General features: G+C 69.4%; 16 protein-coding genes and 1 pseudogene. 6 read left to right on the forward strand and 11 right to left on the reverse strand.

Annotated features, from left to right (window positions below):
- Positions 1 to 46: 46 nt before the first annotated feature.
- From PXD02_RS07635 to PXD02_RS07650, 4 genes are all read right to left on the reverse strand, one after another.
- Positions 47 to 760 (reverse strand): ABC transporter ATP-binding protein, encoded by a 714-nt coding sequence (locus PXD02_RS07635; RefSeq protein ID WP_275106219.1) that lies wholly within the window; start codon positions 758 to 760, stop codon positions 47 to 49.
- Complete coding sequence (locus PXD02_RS07640) at positions 757 to 1521, reverse strand: MlaE family ABC transporter permease (protein WP_275106220.1); 765 nt, start codon at positions 1519 to 1521, stop codon at positions 757 to 759. The genes PXD02_RS07635 and PXD02_RS07640 overlap by 4 nt, the downstream gene beginning before the upstream one ends.
- Positions 1518 to 2534 carry an alanine racemase gene (gene alr / locus PXD02_RS07645; protein WP_275106221.1) on the reverse strand — a complete coding sequence of 339 codons (1017 nt, stop codon included), beginning with the start codon at positions 2532 to 2534 and terminating at the stop codon, positions 1518 to 1520. The genes PXD02_RS07640 and alr overlap by 4 nt, the downstream gene beginning before the upstream one ends.
- A 61-nt stretch (positions 2535 to 2595) precedes the next feature.
- Entirely contained in the window at positions 2596 to 3405 is an 810-nt protein-coding gene (locus PXD02_RS07650) for an NAD kinase (protein ID WP_342759906.1), read from the reverse strand.
- Positions 3406 to 3523: 118 nt separating this feature from the next.
- Here PXD02_RS07650 and glyA point away from each other — a divergent pair, with 118 nt between their 5' ends.
- Complete coding sequence (gene glyA, locus PXD02_RS07655; protein ID WP_275106223.1) at positions 3524 to 4819, forward strand: serine hydroxymethyltransferase; 1296 nt, start codon at positions 3524 to 3526, stop codon at positions 4817 to 4819.
- Between the two features lie 49 nt (positions 4820 to 4868).
- On the opposite strand, the gene PXD02_RS07660 is transcribed toward glyA, so the two are convergent.
- Positions 4869 to 5759 carry a DMT family transporter gene (locus PXD02_RS07660; RefSeq protein WP_275106224.1) on the reverse strand — a complete coding sequence of 297 codons (891 nt, stop codon included), beginning with the start codon at positions 5757 to 5759 and terminating at the stop codon, positions 4869 to 4871.
- Positions 5760 to 5827: 68 nt separating this feature from the next.
- Positions 5828 to 6082 carry a LysE/ArgO family amino acid transporter gene (locus PXD02_RS07665; protein ID WP_275106225.1) on the reverse strand — a complete coding sequence of 85 codons (255 nt, stop codon included), beginning with the start codon at positions 6080 to 6082 and terminating at the stop codon, positions 5828 to 5830.
- 81 nt (positions 6083 to 6163) lie between these two features.
- On the opposite strand from PXD02_RS07665, the pseudogene PXD02_RS07670 reads away from it, so the two are divergent.
- Positions 6164 to 6334: pseudogene (locus PXD02_RS07670) on the forward strand (LysR family transcriptional regulator); the annotation flags it as partial.
- A 176-nt stretch (positions 6335 to 6510) separates the two neighbouring features.
- On the opposite strand, the gene PXD02_RS07675 reads toward PXD02_RS07670, so the two are convergent.
- From PXD02_RS07675 to PXD02_RS07690, 4 genes are all read right to left on the reverse strand, one after another.
- Positions 6511 to 7254 carry a YebC/PmpR family DNA-binding transcriptional regulator gene (locus tag PXD02_RS07675; RefSeq protein ID WP_275106226.1) on the reverse strand — a complete coding sequence of 248 codons (744 nt, stop codon included), beginning with the start codon at positions 7252 to 7254 and terminating at the stop codon, positions 6511 to 6513.
- 148 nt (positions 7255 to 7402) lie between these two features.
- A complete protein-coding gene (locus PXD02_RS07680; protein WP_275106227.1) occupies positions 7403 to 7624 on the reverse strand; it encodes a hypothetical protein in 222 nt (73 codons plus the stop codon).
- A gap of 129 nt (positions 7625 to 7753) precedes the next feature.
- Entirely contained in the window at positions 7754 to 9532 is a 1779-nt protein-coding gene (locus PXD02_RS07685) for an SLC13 family permease (protein ID WP_275106228.1), read from the reverse strand.
- A gap of 91 nt (positions 9533 to 9623) precedes the next feature.
- Positions 9624 to 10445: a TIGR00282 family metallophosphoesterase gene (locus tag PXD02_RS07690; RefSeq protein ID WP_275106229.1), complete on the reverse strand. Its 822-nt coding sequence runs from the start codon at positions 10443 to 10445 to the stop codon at positions 9624 to 9626.
- 99 nt (positions 10446 to 10544) lie between these two features.
- Between PXD02_RS07690 and PXD02_RS07695 the strand changes: the two genes are divergently transcribed.
- Genes PXD02_RS07695 through PXD02_RS07705 form a run of 3 tightly spaced genes read left to right on the forward strand, consistent with a single transcriptional unit; the run spans position 10545 to position 13597 of the window.
- The gene (locus PXD02_RS07695) at positions 10545 to 11342 is read left to right on the forward strand and encodes a 2-dehydro-3-deoxygalactonokinase (RefSeq protein ID WP_275106230.1); all 798 of its coding nucleotides are present in this window, start codon (positions 10545 to 10547) and stop codon (positions 11340 to 11342) included.
- Between the two features lie 60 nt (positions 11343 to 11402).
- Entirely contained in the window at positions 11403 to 12827 is a 1425-nt protein-coding gene (locus tag PXD02_RS07700; RefSeq protein WP_275106231.1) for a dihydrolipoyl dehydrogenase, read from the forward strand.
- A complete protein-coding gene (locus PXD02_RS07705) occupies positions 12827 to 13597 on the forward strand; it encodes a hypothetical protein (RefSeq protein ID WP_275106232.1) in 771 nt (256 codons plus the stop codon). Before PXD02_RS07700 ends, PXD02_RS07705 begins: the two co-directional genes overlap by 1 nt.
- Here the strand turns inward: PXD02_RS07705 and PXD02_RS07710 are convergent.
- Positions 13594 to 14457, reverse strand: a complete 864-nt coding sequence (locus tag PXD02_RS07710) for an NAD(P)-dependent oxidoreductase (RefSeq protein WP_275106233.1) — start codon at positions 14455 to 14457, stop codon at positions 13594 to 13596. The genes PXD02_RS07705 and PXD02_RS07710 overlap by 4 nt on opposite strands.
- Positions 14458 to 14602: 145 nt before the next feature.
- Here PXD02_RS07710 and PXD02_RS07715 point away from each other — a divergent pair, with 145 nt between their 5' ends.
- Complete coding sequence (locus PXD02_RS07715; RefSeq protein WP_275106234.1) at positions 14603 to 17029, forward strand: penicillin acylase family protein; 2427 nt, start codon at positions 14603 to 14605, stop codon at positions 17027 to 17029.
- The last annotated feature ends 81 nt before the right edge of the window (positions 17030 to 17110 follow it).

Genomic DNA, 17110 nt, shown 5'->3' on the forward strand with positions numbered 1-17110 from the left:
TCAGGTCTTGCCGTCATGGTGGCAATCCGGGGGGATTCGCACAAGGTCATAGTGGCGGGGTGTTGCCAAGAAACCCCGCCAGCGGCGCGGCGTCACCCATCTGCGAGACCGGCCCGTCCCAGGCGATGCGCCCGTCCTGCAACAGCGCCACCCGGTCGCCGATGGCGCGGACCGAATCCATGTCATGGGTGATGGTGATGGCGGTGGCGCCGGTTTCGGTGACGATCCCCCGGATCAGGGCGTTGATCCGCCGCGCCCGGATCGGGTCCAGCCCGGTCGTCGGTTCGTCGAAAAAGATCACCGCCGGATCGTCGGCGATGGCGCGGGCCAGACCGGCGCGCTTGGCCATGCCGCCCGACAGTTCGGCGGGCATCAGGTCGGCGGTTTCGGGACCGAGGCCGACGCGGACCAGTTTTTCCACGGCGATGGCGCGGGCCTGGGCGTCCGGCATCCGCTGGCGCAGGCGAAAGGCGACGTTCTGCCAGACGGTCAGGCTGTCGAACAGCGCAGCCCCCTGGAACAGCATCCCGAAGCGGGCCAGGAAGGCGGGCCGCGTTGCGCGATCCAAGGGCCTGCCCTGCCACAGGATCCGCCCGGCATCCGGCGCGGTCAGGCCCAGGACGCATTTCAGCAGCACCGATTTTCCCGTGCCCGACTGGCCGATCACGCACAGGCTCTCGCCCTGCGCCACGGCCAGATCGACGCCCGCCAGCACCGGCTTGCCGCCAAAGGATTTGTGCAGACCGGCGATCTGGATCATTCGAAGAACAGCCCCGTCAGCACGAAATTCGCGGCCAGGATACCCACGGCGGCGGCGACCACGGCGGATGTCGTGGCCCGCCCGACGCCCGCCGCGCCGCGCCCCGACCGGATGCCGAACCAGCAGCCGCAGACCGCGACGATCAGCCCGAAGACCGCGCCCTTCAGCAGGCCCGACACCACGTCCCAGCGTTCCAGATAGGCCGAGGTGTTCGCCAGATAGGGGGTCGAATTGAAGCCCAGCGACTGCGTGCCGACCAGCCAGCCGCCCAGGATGCCGATGATGTCGCCCACTCCCACCAGCACGGGCACGGTCAGCATCGCCGCCCACAAGCGCGGCGTGACCAGCCACCGCATCGGATCGGTGGACAGCGTGACCAGCGCGTCGATCTGTTCCGTGACCTTCATCGTGCCGATTTCCGCCGCGATCGAGCTTGCCACGCGGGCCGCGACCATCAGCCCGCCCAGCACCGGGCCAAGTTCGCGCACCATGCCGATGGCGACGATGGCGGGCACCACGTCGCTGGCCTGAAAGCGCGCGCCGCCGGAATGGATCTGCAAGGCAAGCGCCGCCCCGGTGAACAGCGCCGTCAGCCCCACGACCGGCAGCGACAGCCAGCCGATCTGGACCAGTTGCGCGGCGAAGGCGCGGCCGTGAAAGGGCCGCAGCCGGAACAGGCCGCGCGCGGTGAACAGCGCGACGGCTCCGATCCCGCGCGTCACCGACAGCGCGGCGCGGCCGATCAGCCGGACTGGGTTCACCGATAGATCCGGTTGTAGCGATGACCCAGCGAGGTCAGGATCTCATACCCGATGGTGCCCGCGTAATCGGCCACCTTGTCCACCGGCTGCGCGGGACAGATCAGGTCCAGTTCCGCCGGAATATCCTCAAGCCCGGTCACATCGGCGGTGATCAGGTCCATCGACACGCGGCCGACGATGGGACAGGCCGTGTCGCCCGCGTAAAGGTCGGCCCCCTTGGATGAGATCGACCGCAGGATCCCGTCGGCATAGCCCGCCGCGACCGTGGCGATGCGGCGCGGCGCGGCGGCCGTCCAGGTGGCGCCGTAGCCCACGAATTCGCCCGGCTGCACGGTTCGCGTCTGGATCACCGGCAGGGACAGGCGGATCACCGGCTGGGCATCCGCAAAGGGCAGCCCGCCGTAAAGGCCGATGCCGGGGCGGACCAGGTCGAAATGATAATCCGGCCCCAGCAGGATCCCGCCCGTCGCCGCCAGCGAACGCGGCACGCCGCAGCCCTCGGTCATGGCGCGGAACGCCGCCAGCTGCGCGGCATTGGCGGCGTGGTCCGGTTCGTCCGCGCAGGCCAGATGGGACATGATGAAATCGGGGCCTGCCGCCAGCGCCTCGGCCCGGATCACGGACCATTCGCCCGGTTCAAGCCCCAGGCGGTTCATACCGGTGTCAAGCTGGATCGCGAAGGGCTTGCCGGGCCGCATCGCGCGGTCGCGGAAGAACTGTTCGGGGCTGTTCAGAACGGGGACCAGGCCGGTCAGGTCGGCCCCCTGCAGATGTCCCGACAGGACATTGATGCGGGCATCGTCCGGCAGATGCGGGCGCAGCGCCCGGCCCTCGGACGCCAGGGCCACGAAGAAATCCCGCGCCCCGGCCTGATACAGCGCGGGCGCCACCCGCGCCGCGCCCAGGCCATAGGCATCGGCCTTGACCACGGCTGCGGTCCGCGCGCCGGGGGCCTTGGCGGCAAGCGCCTGCCAGTTGGCGACGATGGCTTGCAGGTCGATATGCAGGGTCATGGCGTGGTCCCGTGATGGTCGCGCCTCTTCAAGCAGAAATCGCCCCGCGCTTCCAGCCCGTTCACACGAACTGTTCGCGCAGCAGCCGTTCTTCCAGCCCGTGGCCGTTGTCGAACAGCAGCCGGTGGCGCACGTCCTGGGCGCTGCGGATCTGGACGCGGACGACATGGCGGACCGACCGGGAATCCGCATCCGCCATGACCGGGCGGCGCTCGGGGTTCAGCACCTCGATCTCGACCTCGGCGCCCTTGGGCAGCAGCGCGCCGCGCCAGCGGCGGGGGCGGAAGGGGGCGATGGCGGTCAGGGCCAGAACCTCGGAATTGATCGGCAGGATCGGGCCATGCGCGGAATAGTTATAGGCCGTGGACCCGGCGGGCGTGGCGATCAGCGCGCCGTCGCAGACCAGTTCGGCCATCCGCATCCTGCCGTCCACATGGATGCGCAGCTTGGCGGCCTGCGGCCCTTCGCGCAACATGCTGACCTCGTTGATGGCCAGCGCCTCGTGGACCGACCCGTCGGCGCGGATCGCCCGCATCCGCAGGGGGTTGATGACGGTTTCCTCGGCGGCCGCCAGCCGTTCCAGCAGCCCGGTTTCGGAATAGCCGTTCATCAGGAACCCCACGGTTCCCCGGTTCATGCCATAGACCGGCAGGTCGCGGTCGGTCAGCGCGTGCAGGGTTTGCAGCATGAACCCGTCGCCGCCAAGCGCCACCACGACCTGCGCCCGATCCAGATCCGCCGCGCCATACCGGTCGGTCAGCACCGCCAGGGCCTTTTGCGCGATCTCGGATTCGCTGGCGGTAAAATGGATCTTGGCGGTCATGTCGGTCCCTGCTTGGCGCGGGCAGCATCGGACGCAGCCCCTGGCAATGCAAGCCCTGTCGCCCCTATCCCGGATTCTGCCGCATTTGTGCCTTTCCGCACCGTGAACCGTGGGTTAGAAGGCGCCGAACCACCGCCCCTTGGCCCAACGATAAGGACGCGAGACCATGAACGCCCCCACCCGCGAAACCGGATTCTTCACCGAAACGCTGGCCAGCAGCGATCCCGAGGTCGCAAAGGCCATCACCCAGGAACTGGGCCGCCAGCGGGACGAGATCGAACTGATCGCGTCCGAGAACATCGTGTCCAAGGCCGTGCTGGAGGCGCAGGGTTCGGTCCTGACGAACAAATACGCCGAGGGCTATCCGGGCAAGCGCTATTACGGCGGCTGCCAGTATGTCGATATCGTCGAGACCCTGGCCATCGAACGCGCCAAGACGCTGTTCGATTGCGAATTCGCCAACGTCCAGCCCAACAGCGGCAGCCAGATGAACCAGGCGGTGTTCCTGGCGCTGTTGCAGCCGGGCGACACCTTCATGGGCCTGGACCTGAATTCCGGCGGGCACCTGACCCACGGATCGCCGGTGAACATGTCGGGCAAGTGGTTCAACGTCGTCAGCTATGGCGTGCGCCAGCAGGACCAATTGCTGGACATGGATGAGGTCCGCCAGAAGGCCCTGGAAAATAAGCCGAAACTGATCGTCGCGGGCGGCACGGCATACAGCCGCGTCTGGGACTGGGCCGCCTTCCGCAAGATCGCGGACGAGGTCGGCGCCTGGCTGATGGTGGACATGGCCCATATCGCGGGCCTGGTCGCGGGCGGTCAGCACCCCTCGCCCCTGCCCCATGCGCATGTCGTGACCACCACCACGCACAAGTCCCTGCGCGGCCCGCGCGGCGGCATGGTGCTGACAAACGACGCCGAGATCGCCAAGAAGATCAACAGCGCCGTGTTCCCCGGCCTGCAAGGCGGCCCGCTGATGCATGTGATCGCCGCCAAGGCCGTGGCCTTCGGCGAGGCGTTGCAGCCCTCGTTCAGGGCCTATGCCGCGCAGGTCGTGAAGAACGCGCAGGCCATGGCGGACGAGCTGATGAAGGGCGGCATCGACATCGTCTCGGGCGGCACCGACAACCACCTGTGCCTGGCCGACCTGCGCCCGAAAGGCGTGACCGGCAAGGCGACCGAGGCCGCGTTGGGCCGCGCGCATATCACCTGCAACAAGAACGGCGTGCCCTTCGACCCGGAAAAACCCTTCGTGACCAGCGGCGTCCGCCTGGGCACCCCGGCCGGCACCACCCGCGGCTTCGGCGAAGAGGAATTCCGCCAGATCGCCCGCTGGATCGTCGAGGTCGTGGACGGTCTTGCGGCGAATGGCGAGGAAGGCAATGCCGAGGTCGAGGCCAAGGTGAAATCCGAGGTGGCCCAGCTTTGCGCCCGCTTCCCGCTCTACGCCGGGATGTGATCGGCTGATCCGAACATGGCCCCGCCGCGTCCCTCGCGGCGGGGTTTTTTCATGGCTGTTCGGCGGCAGGCAGAATGGCGGCCGACCGCAGCCGCGCCTCGCGCCATGTGATATAGCTGATCGCGCCGATCATCAACGCGCCGCCCAGGATCACCCATTGGTCCATGGGTTCGTGAAAGACCAGGACGCCCAGCAGGCTGGCCCAGATCAGTTGCAGGAAGACGACCGGCTGCGTCACCGTCAGCGGCGCCGCGGCAAAGGCGCGCGTCATCGTGTAATGCCCCACCGTGGCAAAGACCGCGACCAGCCCCAGCCAGCCGATCTGCGCCCAGGTCGGCGGCACCCAGACCGCCCAGGCGATCGGCGCCAGGCCGATCGCGACGGTCAGCGACATCATCGCCACGACGATGGCGGCGGGAACATGGTCGGTAAGCCGCTTGGCGACCAGATAGGAGGCCCCGAAGGCCAGCGAAGCCACGATCTGCGACAGATGCCCCGGATCCAGTTCCCGCAGCCCCGGCCGCAGCACGATCAGCGCCCCGATCAGCGCGACGCAGACCGCCGCGATCCGCCGGGCGGCCAGCCGCTCGCCCATGATCAGGGCGGCGCCCACGGTGACGACGATGGGGTTCAGAAAGCCGATGGCCGTCGCCTCGGCCACGGTGATGCGCGACATGGCATAGAACCACGCGATCACCGCCAGGACATGCAGCGCCCCCCGCAGCGTCAGCATCCGCCAGACCTGGGGCGGAAACCCCGCCCGCAGCGCCGGGATCAGCACCGGTCCCAGGAACACCAGCCCGAACAGGAACCGGATAAACGCGGCCTGGGGGGCGGGCACCGCGCCGCCCAGCCACCGCACGATGCCGTTCACGGCGACGAAGCACAGCCCCGTCGCCAGCATCCAGCCGATTCCCGCCAGATCGCGGCGTGTCTGCATGTCCATTTGCATGATGTGCAGTTGGACCGCTTTGCGGCGGCTGCGCAAGGTTCAATCGGCGATCAGGCTCAGCGCGATGGACCACATGAGGACGCCGCCCCGGCCCACCGCATCACCTCCGCCAGCAAGCTCGCGGCCGCGACGATGCGCGCCATGCCGGTCACGCCCAGCAGGATCAGGGCCGCGTCGGACAGGGCGCGGACCAGGCAGACCCAGAACACATGCCGCCGCATCAGCCCCTGCTTCAGGACAAAGGCGTTCTGCGCGCCGATGGCGACGATCAGCGACAACCCGGTTCCAAGCCCGGCGGCATAGGACATCATCACGGCACCTCCGGCCGGCCCTGTCGCACAGGCGGAAGATCAGTCGCACTGAATTTGCCTTACCCCGATGAAGCGCCGCTGATGCTGGACTATCCCGCCCTCGCCGTCCTGGCCGAGGTGATCCGCCGCGGATCGTTCGACGCCGCCGCCTTGGCCTTGCGCGTCACGCCCTCGGCCGTCTCTCAACGCATCCGCACGCTCGAGGACCGGATGGGAACCGTCCAGATCGACCGGGGTCCGCCCATCCGGGCGACCGCCCCAGGGTCGCGCCTTGCCGCGCATCTGGATCAGGTGCGGCTGCTCGAAGCTGGTCTGACCCAGGCCGCGCCGGACCGCCCCGTGCCCTTTGCCTTGGTCCAAATATCCCGGGGGGAGTCCCGTAGGGACCGGGGGGCTGGCCCCCCGCCACCGCCCCCGGCAGGGCGGCGCTACAGTCGCGCCGCGACCGCTTCGGTCAGGTCGAAATTGCCGGTGACGTTCTGCACGTCGTCGTCGTCTTCCAGCGCGTCGATCAGCTTCATCAGCTTCTGCGCCGTTTCCAGATCGGCGATCTCGGACGGGGACTGGGGCTTCCAGATCAGCTTCGCGGTCTCGGATTCGCCCAAGGACGCCTCCAGCGCGGTCGACACCTCGTTCAGGGCGGTGTCGGCGCAATAGATCCAGTGGCCTTCCTCGTCGGTTTCCACGTCGTCGGCGCCCGCCTCGATGGCGGCTTCCATCACCCTGTCGGTATCGCCCGCCGACAGGGGATACATGATTTCCCCCACCCGGTCGAACATGAAGCTGACCGAACCCGTCTGGCCCAGATCGCCGCCCGCCTTGGTGAAATAGCTGCGCACGTTCGAGGCGGTGCGGTTGCGGTTGTCGGTCATCGCCTCGACGACCAGGGCGATGCCGTTGGGACCATAGCCCTCATAGCGGATTTCTTCGTAATTCTCGGCGTCGCCGCCCACGGCCTTCTTGATGGCGCGGTCGATCACGTCCTTGGGACAGGAATTCGACTTGGCCTCTTTCACGGCCAGGCGCAGGCGGGGGTTCTTGTCGGGATCGGGATCGCCCATCTTGGCGGCAACGGTGATTTCCTTGGCCAGCTTGGAAAACAGCTTGGATCGCGCGGCGTCCTGGCGCCCCTTGCGATGCTGGATATTGGCCCATTTGGAATGGCCTGCCATGATCGGTCGTCCTTCGCAGTTCAGAAAATTCCGGATAGGCGCGCTTTTAGTCCAGCCCGCCCATCCCTCGCAAGTCATCACGCGGCACATGCAAAAGCGCCCGATCCCCCAGGGGGCGGGCGCTGCGCAGCGGATCCGGCGGCGGATCTTAGAGAAGGGCCGAAACCCCCATGATACGGCGGATTTCGCCGTCGCGGGTCAGGCCGCGCGCGGAAAGCTGGGCGTCGCTCACCTGACGCAGACGCTCAAGCTCCCGGTATCGGGAACTGGATTCGGCGACCAGCACCAAGAACCGGCCGATGGCGGCCAGAGGAGCGGTCAGGAAGGCCCAGGAAAGGCCCCGCGGCGTGCCGATGGTCGTGTTGGCCATGTGGAAACCCTTTCGTGCAACACAAAACGTTTCCTCCCCGCCCACCCATATTGCCGCGGGACCGGCGTTTCACAACGGCCAATGCTGCATGGCAGCATTGCGGGACGGGCAGGAAGGGTTGACCCGGCCTCAAAGCGGCCAGAACAGCGGGATCACCAGGCAGACGACGATGCCGCAGATGATGTCCAGCGGCACGCCGACGCGCAAGAAATCGCTGAAGCGATAGCCGCCGGGACCATAGACCATCATATGCGTCTGGTATCCGATGGGCGTCGCGAAGGCGACGGTGGCCGAGAACATCACCGCCACGACATAGGCGCGCGGATCATGGCCCAGCGACTGCGCCAGCGCGATGGCGATGGGCGTCAGCAGCACGGCGACCGCGTTGTTCGACAGGATCTCGGTCATCACCAGCCCCAGGAAATAGATCGCGATCAGCGTGGCGAAAGGCGGCAGGTCGCGCAGCCAGGGGGTGACGACATCCACGATCAGCGCGACCGTGCCGGTATGTTCCAGGGCCTCGCCCACCGCCAGCATGGCAAAGATCATCGCCATCAGCCGTGCGTCGATAAAGGCAAAGGCCTCCTCGGCGTCGATGCAGCGGGTCAGCAGGATCGCCGCCGCCGCCAGGAAGGACAGCACCATGATCGGCGCCACGTCCAGGGCGGCCAGCGTCACCACCGACAGCAGGCACAGGACGGCGATGGGCGCGCGGTCCCGACGATAGGCGCGGGCGGCGGGGCGGGTCACGTCGACCAGCCCCATGTCGGCGGCCAGCCGCGCGATATCCTCGGGCGCGCCTTCCAGCAGCAGCGTGTCGCCCACCCGCACCACCAGATCGTCCAGCTGGCGTCCCAGGTTCTGGTCGCGCCGATGCGCCGCCAGGACATAGATGCCATAGCGGCGGCGCAGGCGCATGTCGCCCAGCCGCCGCCCGATCAGATGCGCGCCGGGCGAAATCAGAACCTCGACCGTATCGGTAGCGACCGAGCTGAGCTTGTCCGCGACTTGCAGGTTCTTGTTCCCCAGAAGCTCCAGCAGGTCCACCATTTCCGACCGCAGAACCACGCGGTCGCCGGGTTCCAGCACGACGCTGGCCAGGTCGCGGCGCAAGGACGCGTCGCCGCGCAGCACGTCGATCAGCCGCACCGCGTCGCGCTTGAACAGCGCGACCTCGACCGCCTTCTGGCCCACCAGGGACGAATCCTGCGGAATCGCCAGTTCCGTGAAATACTTCATTTCCCGCCGCGCCCCCAGAAACCCCGCCAGAGAGGTCCGGTCGGGCAGCAGCTTGCGCCCGAGCAGCGCGAAATAGGCGATTCCGGCCAGGGTGATGGCGATGCCGACCGGGGCGATTTCGAAGATCGTGAACGGCTCCATCCCCTGTTCGCGCGCCACGCCGTCGACCAGCAGGTTGGTCGAAGTGCCGATCAGCGTGATCATGCCCCCCATCAGCGTGAAATAGCTGAGCGGCATCAGCAGCTTGGACGGAGAGACGTTCAGCCGCCGGGAAAGCTGGATGCAGATCGGGATCATCACCGCCACGACCGGAGTGTTGTTCATCACGGCCGAGGCGACGATCACGAAGCCGAACAGCGCGCAGACGGTCAGCGCCGGGTTGGTCGCCGCGCGCGCGGTGACGATGCGCGACATCATCTCCAACGCGCCGGTGCGCAGCAGCCCGCCCATGATCAGGAACATGAAGGCGATGGTCCAGGGGGCGGAATTCGACAGCACGCCCGCCGCGTCGTCGGCGGGCAGCAGGCCCAGGACCAGCATCGCGGCGGCGGAGCCGATGGCGACGACCTCGGGCGGCTGCTTTTCGCGGATGAACTGGATGAAGGTGATCGTCACGATGACCAGCATGGCGATCGAGGCGTTCGTTCCGGTCAGGTCAAATCCAAGCATGAAGCCCCTGTCGCTGGGCGCCGGTCAACGCCGGCACCAGGGGCGAGATAGAATTGTTTTCCCCGCGACCGCAAGCACAAGCGAAGATCTTCTATGCGGCGGGAACGGGGGCCGGGGCCAGCCGTCCGCCGTCGCGCACCGCCTCGATGGCGGTGGCGCGGCCGGTGCGGTCGTCGGTGACGATCAGGGCGCCGCACAGCGTCGCCTCGCCCTCGGCCGGGGTGAAGCGGTCGCGGGTCATGCCGGTGATGAAGCGGCGCAGCGGTTCGGTCTTGTCCATGCCGATCACGCTGTCATAGTCGCCGCACATCCCTGCATCCGACTGAAAGGCCGTGCCGCGCGGCAGGATCTGGGCGTCGGCGGTCGGCACATGGGTATGGGTGCCCAGCACGGCACTGGCCCGGCCGTCGCAGAAATGGCCCGCCGCCATCTTCTCGCTGGTCGCCTCGGCATGGATGTCGACCAGCAGGGCCTGCACCATCCCGCCCGGCGGATGCGCGCGCAGCACCGCGTCCAGGGCCGAGAACGGGTCGTCATAGGGCCGCGACATGAACACCTGCCCCAGGGCCTGCGTCACCAGCAGCTTGCGCCCGCGCGTGTCGCTGACGATGGCGCTGCCCCGGCCGGGGGCCTCTTTCGCGAAGTTCAGCGGGCGGACGATGCGGGGTTCGCGGTCGATGAAGGCCAGCATGTCCTTTTGATCGAAGGCGTGGTCGCCCAGCGTCAGGCAATCGGCGCCCGAATCCAGCAGAAGCTGGGCATGGCCCGCCGTGCAGCCTCGCCCGCCGCTGGCGTTTTCGGCGTTCACCACCACCAGGTCGGCCTTCAGCCGCGTCCGCAGCGGGGCCAGCCGCTCTACGATCGCGCGCCGCCCGGCCCGCCCCATCACATCGCCAAGAAAGAGTATCCGCATGACGGGTCGTTACGCCCATGCCCGCGGCGGTTCAAGCGCCGTCTCTGGACAGGACGCGGCGGGACGATCATCTTGCGCGTCGCAGGAATGGGGGCGCGGATGGATTGGGTGGCGGTCGAACGGGCGGAGGGGGAATTGCGGCTGTGGCACGACGGCCGGACGCGTGCCGCGCCCTGCACCGAGGATCCGGGCGCCGCGCTGCGCGGGCTGCTGCTGCCGATGCCGGCGCCGGGCCGGGTGCTGACGGTGATCGCCTCGGGCTGGCCGGGGGTCGATCCGGTCCGCGTTCCCTGCAGCCCCGGCCGGCCTGCCCCGGCGCTTGACCTGGATCCGCGGATCCGCCTGCATCCCCTGCCCGGCCTGGCCCAGGACCGCCCCACCGATCTGATCGTCGGCCCCGTGCCCCGGATCGCGGGCCATCTGGCCGCCCGGCCGGATTTCGACGGTGTGCTGTGCCTGCCGGGCAGCCCCTCGGCCTGGGTGCAGATCAGCGCGTCCGAGGTGGTCAGCTTCCGCACCTTCCTGACGGCCGAGATCCTGTCGGCCCTGGCCGCGCAGGACGACGCGACCGCCGATGCGGGCTTTGCCGATGCCGTCGCACAGGCCATGTCGCGCCCGGCGGCCCTGGCGGCCGAGCTGTCGTCGGTCCGCGCCGACCTCGCGCTGAACCGGATCGGCCGGGCCGCCGCCAGGACACGGATCGCGGGCCTGCTGATCGGCGCGGAACTGGCCGCCGCACGGCCCTGGTGGCTGGGCCAGAACGTCGTGATCCTGGGCCAGGGCTGGCTGGCCGACTGCTATGCCGCCGCCCTGGCGGCGCAGGGGGTGGTCGCGGAACGGGCCGATCCCGCGCAAGCCTGGCTGGCCGGAATGACGACGGCGCGGCAGGCGATCTAGGCGCGACGGAACCCCGGACCCGGCCCGTTGTTCTGTTGCGGAAACCAGCGGGGGACGACGATGACCGACACCGGGGCCGACCTGACCAGCGCCGACCTGACCTGCGAGGTCGCGATCATCGGCGCGGGCACGGCGGGGCTTGCGGCGGAACGCGCCGCGCGGCGGGCGGGTGCGCGCACCCTGCTGATCGACGACGGGTTCGGGGGCACGCTTTGCGCAACGACCGGCTGCATGCCGTCGAAGCTGCTGATCGCCGCGGCCCGCGCCCGTGCCGATCTGGACAAGGCCCGGCTGATGGGCATCGACATCCCGGCGGCGCAGGTGGACGGAGGGCGGGTGATGCAGCGGCTGCGCGCCGAACGCGACCGCTTCGCGGCGGCGACGCGCAAGGGCTTCGACGACATTCCCGACGGCATCCGCATCGACGCGCGGGCGCGTTTCGTGGCGCCCGACCGGCTGGAACTGGGCGATGGCAGGCAGGTCGCGGCGCAAGCGGTGGTGATCGCCACGGGATCCCGGCCGGTGATCCCCGGCCCCTATCGCGATCTCGGCCCCAGGGTCATGACCAACGAGACGATCTTCGAGATGAAGGCCCTGCCCGCCAGCATGGCGGTGATCGGCGCCGGTCCCCTGGGCGCGGAACTGGCCCAGGCCTTCGCGCGGCTGGGGGTGCGGGTGGCGCTGTTCGACCAGGGCGACCGGCTGGCCAAGATCCGCTGCGACCGGATCCACGATGGGTTCCGCGAACTTTACGGCCGGGATGTCGCGCTGCATCTGGGCTGCGCGCCGGAACCGCAGGCGCGGGACCAGGGGATCCGGCTTTCCTGGGACGGCCAGCATCGGGACTTCGATTGCGTGCTGGTGGCGACGGGGCGCGCGCCTGCGCTGGAGGGGCTGGATCTGAAGGCGGCCGGGCTGGTGCTGGACGACAGGGGCGTGCCGGATGTCGACCGCAAGACCCTGCAATGCGACGACCGGGCGATCTTCATCGCGGGCGACGCCGATGCCGACGCCCCGGTCCTGCACGAGGCGTCGCTGGAAGGCGCCATCGCCGGGGCGAACGCCGCCCGCCATCCCGAGGTGACGCCCGCCGACCGCCCGCCCCTGTTCACGATCACCTTCACCGATCCGCCGGTCGCGGCCATCGGCGCCGGGCCGGAGGACTGCCCGCTGAACGGCTTTGCCGGTTACGCCGACCAGGGCCGCGCGCGGATCGAGGCGCGCAACCACGGAAGGCTGCGCCTGGGCGCCGACGCGCAGGGCAGGCTGATCGGCGCGGATCTTGCGGTGCCGGGCGCCGACCATCTGGCGCATCTGCTGGTGGCGGCGATCATGAACGGCAGCACCGCGCGCGACCTGCTGGACGTGCCTTTCTATCACCCCACGCTCGAGGAAGGGTTGAAGCCCGCCCTGCGCGAGATCTGCAAGGCCGCCGGCCTGGAACTGTCCGCCGCCCGCGACAGCGGCAATCCTCCGGGGGCGTGATGGCGGATCGGGTGATCGACCTGGGCAACGGCTTCTGGAACATTCGCGGCACCCTGCGGATCGGCGGCGTGGTGAATGTCGGCACGCAGTCGTCGCTGGTGCGGCTGTCTTCGGGGGATTTCCTGTTCCTCGATTCCTATGGCTTCGGCGACCGGGTGGCCGGGCAGGTCATGGCGCTGACCGAGGGCGGCGGGTCGGTCCGGGCGATCCTGAATCTGCATCCATTCCACACGATCCATTGCGAAAGGATGCACCGGATGTTTCCCCAGGCGCTGCTGTTCGGGTCGGATCGCCACCGCCGGACATGGCCCGCCCTGCCCTGGCAGCCGGATGCGGTCGAATCCGCCCCGGTCGCGGCGCGGTTTCCCGACCTGCGCTTTTCGCTGCCCGACGGGATCGACTATATCTGCCGGAACGAGCGGGTCCATGCCGGGTCGCTGCTGGCCTATCACCCCGCCAGCGGCAGCCTGCATGTCGACGACACGCTGAACGTCCTGCCGATCCCCGGCCTGCTGCGGCGGCTTTTGCGGCTGCCGCGCCTTGCCTTTCACCCGACCCTGGGCCAGGCCTTGCAGGATCGGCCCGGCGCGGCGCGGGATTTCCGCGCCTGGGCCTTGCGGACAGCCCAGGACTGGCGCGACGCCCGCACCATCTGCGCGGCCCATTCGGCGACGCTGGCGATCGCGCCGGGCAGCTTTCCCGGCCATATCCGCCGCGCCCTGGCCCGCGCGGAACCTGTCCTGAAACGGTCCGAGGCGAAGCGCGACTAGCCCAGCCGCGCGATCAGGGACGAGGTGTCCCAGCGGCCCCCGCCCATCCGCTGCACATCCTGGTAGAACTGATCGACCAGGGCGGTCACGGGCAGCGAGGCCCCGACCTCGTCCGCGGCGGCCAGGCAGATCGCCAGATCCTTGCGCATCCAGTCCACCGCGAAGCCGTGGTCGAACTGGCCCGCATCCATGGTCTTGTGGCGGTTGACCATCTGCCAGCTTCCGGCGGCGCCCTGGCTGATCACCTCGACCACCTTCTCGACCTCCAGCCCCGACCGCTTGGCGAAGGCCAGCGATTCCGACAGCGCCTGGACCAGACCGGCGATGGCGATCTGGTTGCACATCTTGGTGATCTGGCCCGCGCCCACATCGCCCATCCGGCGGCAGATCCGGGCATAGGCGCCGATCACCGGGGCGGCCGCGTCGAAATCGGCCTCGGACCCGCCGCACATCACGGAAAGCTGGCCGTTCTCGGCGCCCGCCTGCCCGCCGGATACCGGCGCATCGACATAGCCCAGCCCCAGATCCCGCGCGGCTTGGGCCAGTTCGCGGGTCACGGCGGCCGATACCGTGGTGTGATCGACGAAGATCGCGCCCGGTCCCATCCCGGCGAAGGCCCCGTCGGAACCAAGGCAGACCTGGCGCAGGTCGTCGTCGTTGCCCACGCAGCACAGCACGAACTCCGCGCCCTCGGCCGCCTGGCGCGGGGTTTCCGCCCAGGCGCCGCCATGCCGGGCCACCCAGTCCCCGGCCTTGGAATGGGTGCGGTTGAACACCGTCACCTCGTGGCCCGCGCCCTTCAGATGCCCCGCCATCGGCGCGCCCATGACGCCCAGTCCCAGAAATGCCAGCTTTGCCATTCGTCCCCTCGATGCCGCTGCGCGGGTCCGTTGAACTGACGCCGCGCCTGAATTATGCAGCACCCCAACATTCCCGCGCGCCATGGTCAAGCGCGCAGGCCCCCGAAAGACAGGCAGCGGACCGGCCCATGGATCATCTTCCGACATGCTGACCCTTTTCCGCTGGCTTCTGCGGCTGACCATCGGGCTGATCGTGCTGCTGGTCGTGGCGGCGATCCTGGCCTGGTATTTCGCGGTGCGGTCGCTGCCCGACTATAACGCCACGCTGCGCGTGCAGGGCATCTCCGCCCCGGTCGAGATCGTGCGGACCACCGAGAACGTGCCCCATATCTTCGGCCAGACGGACGAGGACGTGTTCTTCGCCTTGGGCCTGGCCCATGCCCAGGACCGGCTGTTCCAGATGACGCTGCTGCGCCGCGCGGCCCAGGGCCGCCTGTCCGAGGTCTATGGCGCGGGCGCCTTTCCCGCCGACGACCTGGCGCGGCGGCTGGAACTGTATCGCAACGCCGCCGCGTCGGTGGAATCGCAGGACCAGGCCACCCAGGCGGCGCTGCGCGCCTATTCCGACGGCGTGAACCAGTGGATCGCGCAGATCAACAAGGGGGCGTTGGGCCGGGGGGCGCCCGAATTCTTCGTCCTGCCCCAAGACATCGCCTATTGGCAGCCTGCCGATTCGCTGGCGATCCTGAAGCTTCTGGCCGCCGCCACCAGCAATTCGGCGGCCGAGGAGATCCTGCGCGCCCGCCTGTCGCTGACCTGGCCCGACCGGGGTACGGACCTGCTGACGGGCGAAGGCAACGCCGCCCTGCCCCGCTATGCCGACCTGTTTCCCGGCGCGCGCCTTGCCGCGCCCGAGGCGCGGCTGGGCGATCCGCTGGCCCGCGACGCCGCCGGGTTCCTGCGCCCCAACCAGGGGCTCGGCGCCAATGCCTTCGCGGCGGGCGCGGACCGCACGGCGGCTGGCGGCGCGCTGCTGGCCAACGATCCGCAAAGCCCGCTGGTCGCGCCGTCGCTGTATTATCTGGCGCGGCTGCACCTGACGCCGGGCGGGGTGATCGGGGCCACGATACCGGGGCTGCCGGTGATCTTTTCCGGGCGCAACCCGCAACTGGCCTGGGGCATCGCCCCGGCCGCCGTGGACGACGCCGACATCGCCATCGAGGAGGTCCAGCCCGGACAGGCCGACCGCTATCGCGGCGCCGAGGGCTGGACCGAATTCGCCACCCGGCGCGAGGTGATCCGCGTGCTGGACGAACCGGCCCGCGCCGTCGTCCTGCGCGGCACCCGCAACGGTCCCCTGGTGCCGCTGCTGGATCCGGGGCTGGCCGATGTCACCCCCCTGGGCCATGTGCCGGCGCTGCGATGGACCGGGTTGTCGGCCACGGACACCACCATGTCGGCGCTGATCGGGCTGATGCGCGCCACCGATGCCGACAGCGCCGCCACCGCGCTTGGCCGCGTGGTGGCGCCCGCGATGGCGGTGACGCTGGCCGACGCGGACTCCATCCGGCAGGTGACGGTCGGCGCCATGCCTCAGCGGTCGGCCAGCCATCCGACCGGCGGCGCGATGCCGGTTCCGGGCTGGCTTTCGGAAGGCGAATGGTCCGGGCTGGTGCCCGTCACCCAGGACAGCCCGACCCCCGGCAACCTGGCGCTTGCGACCGAGGAACGCGGTCCCCTGGCCCTGCGCCGCGCGCGGCTGTCGCATCTGCTGAACGACCGAGAGGTCCATTCCCGCGACAGCTTCATCGCTGCCCAGCTGGACATCGTCAGCCCTGCCGCGCGCGCCCTCCTGCCGCTGGTCGGGGCCGATCTGTGGTTCACCGGCGAAGCCGCCGCCCCCGGCACGCCCGACCGGCAGCGCCAGGACGCGCTGAACCTGCTGGCCGAATGGGACGGCGCGATGAGCGAGCATCTGCCCGAACCGCTGATCTATGCCGCCTGGATGGCCGCGCTGCAAGACCGCCTGATCCGGGACGAGCTTGGTCCCCTGGCCGACGACATCCGCGGCCTGCATCCGGGCTTCGTCGATTCGGTCTTTCGCAACCGCGACGGCGCGGGCGCCTGGTGCGACATCGTGCAAAGCGCCCCGGTCGAGGATTGCACGGCCATCGCCCGCCAGGCCCTGGACCGCGCGATCCTGGATCTGACACAGCGGTTCGGCCCCGACGTGACAAGCTGGCGGTGGGGCGACGCGCATCAGGCGCGCCATGTCCATCCGGGGCTGGGGCGGATCCCTGCGCTTGGCTGGATCGTGAACCTGTCGCAGTCGACGTCCGGCGGGGCCTTCACCCTGTCCCATACCGGGATGCTGGGCGCCGGTCCCGATCCGTTCGAGGCCGCGACGGGTCCGGGCTATCGCGGCGTCTATGACCTGGCCGATCCCGACAGTTCGGTCTTCATCATCTCGACCGGGCAGTCGGGCCATCCGCTGTCGCGCCATTACGACGATCTGGCGGGGCTGTGGCGGCGGGGGGAATATATCGGCATGTCGCTGGATCCGGGACTGGCCCGCGCAGCCGCCACCGGCATCACCCGCCTGCAACCCTCGGGCGGACCGTCAGTCGAATAGAACGAGCCGGCGCTCGAAGGCGGGGGCGGGGGTGGCGCCCGCCCGGTCCAGCGCATGATCCACGCCGCCGCCGGTTTCCGC

This window comes from Paracoccus sp. S3-43, assembly GCF_029027965.1.
Taxonomy (GTDB): Bacteria; Pseudomonadota; Alphaproteobacteria; order Rhodobacterales; family Rhodobacteraceae; genus Paracoccus.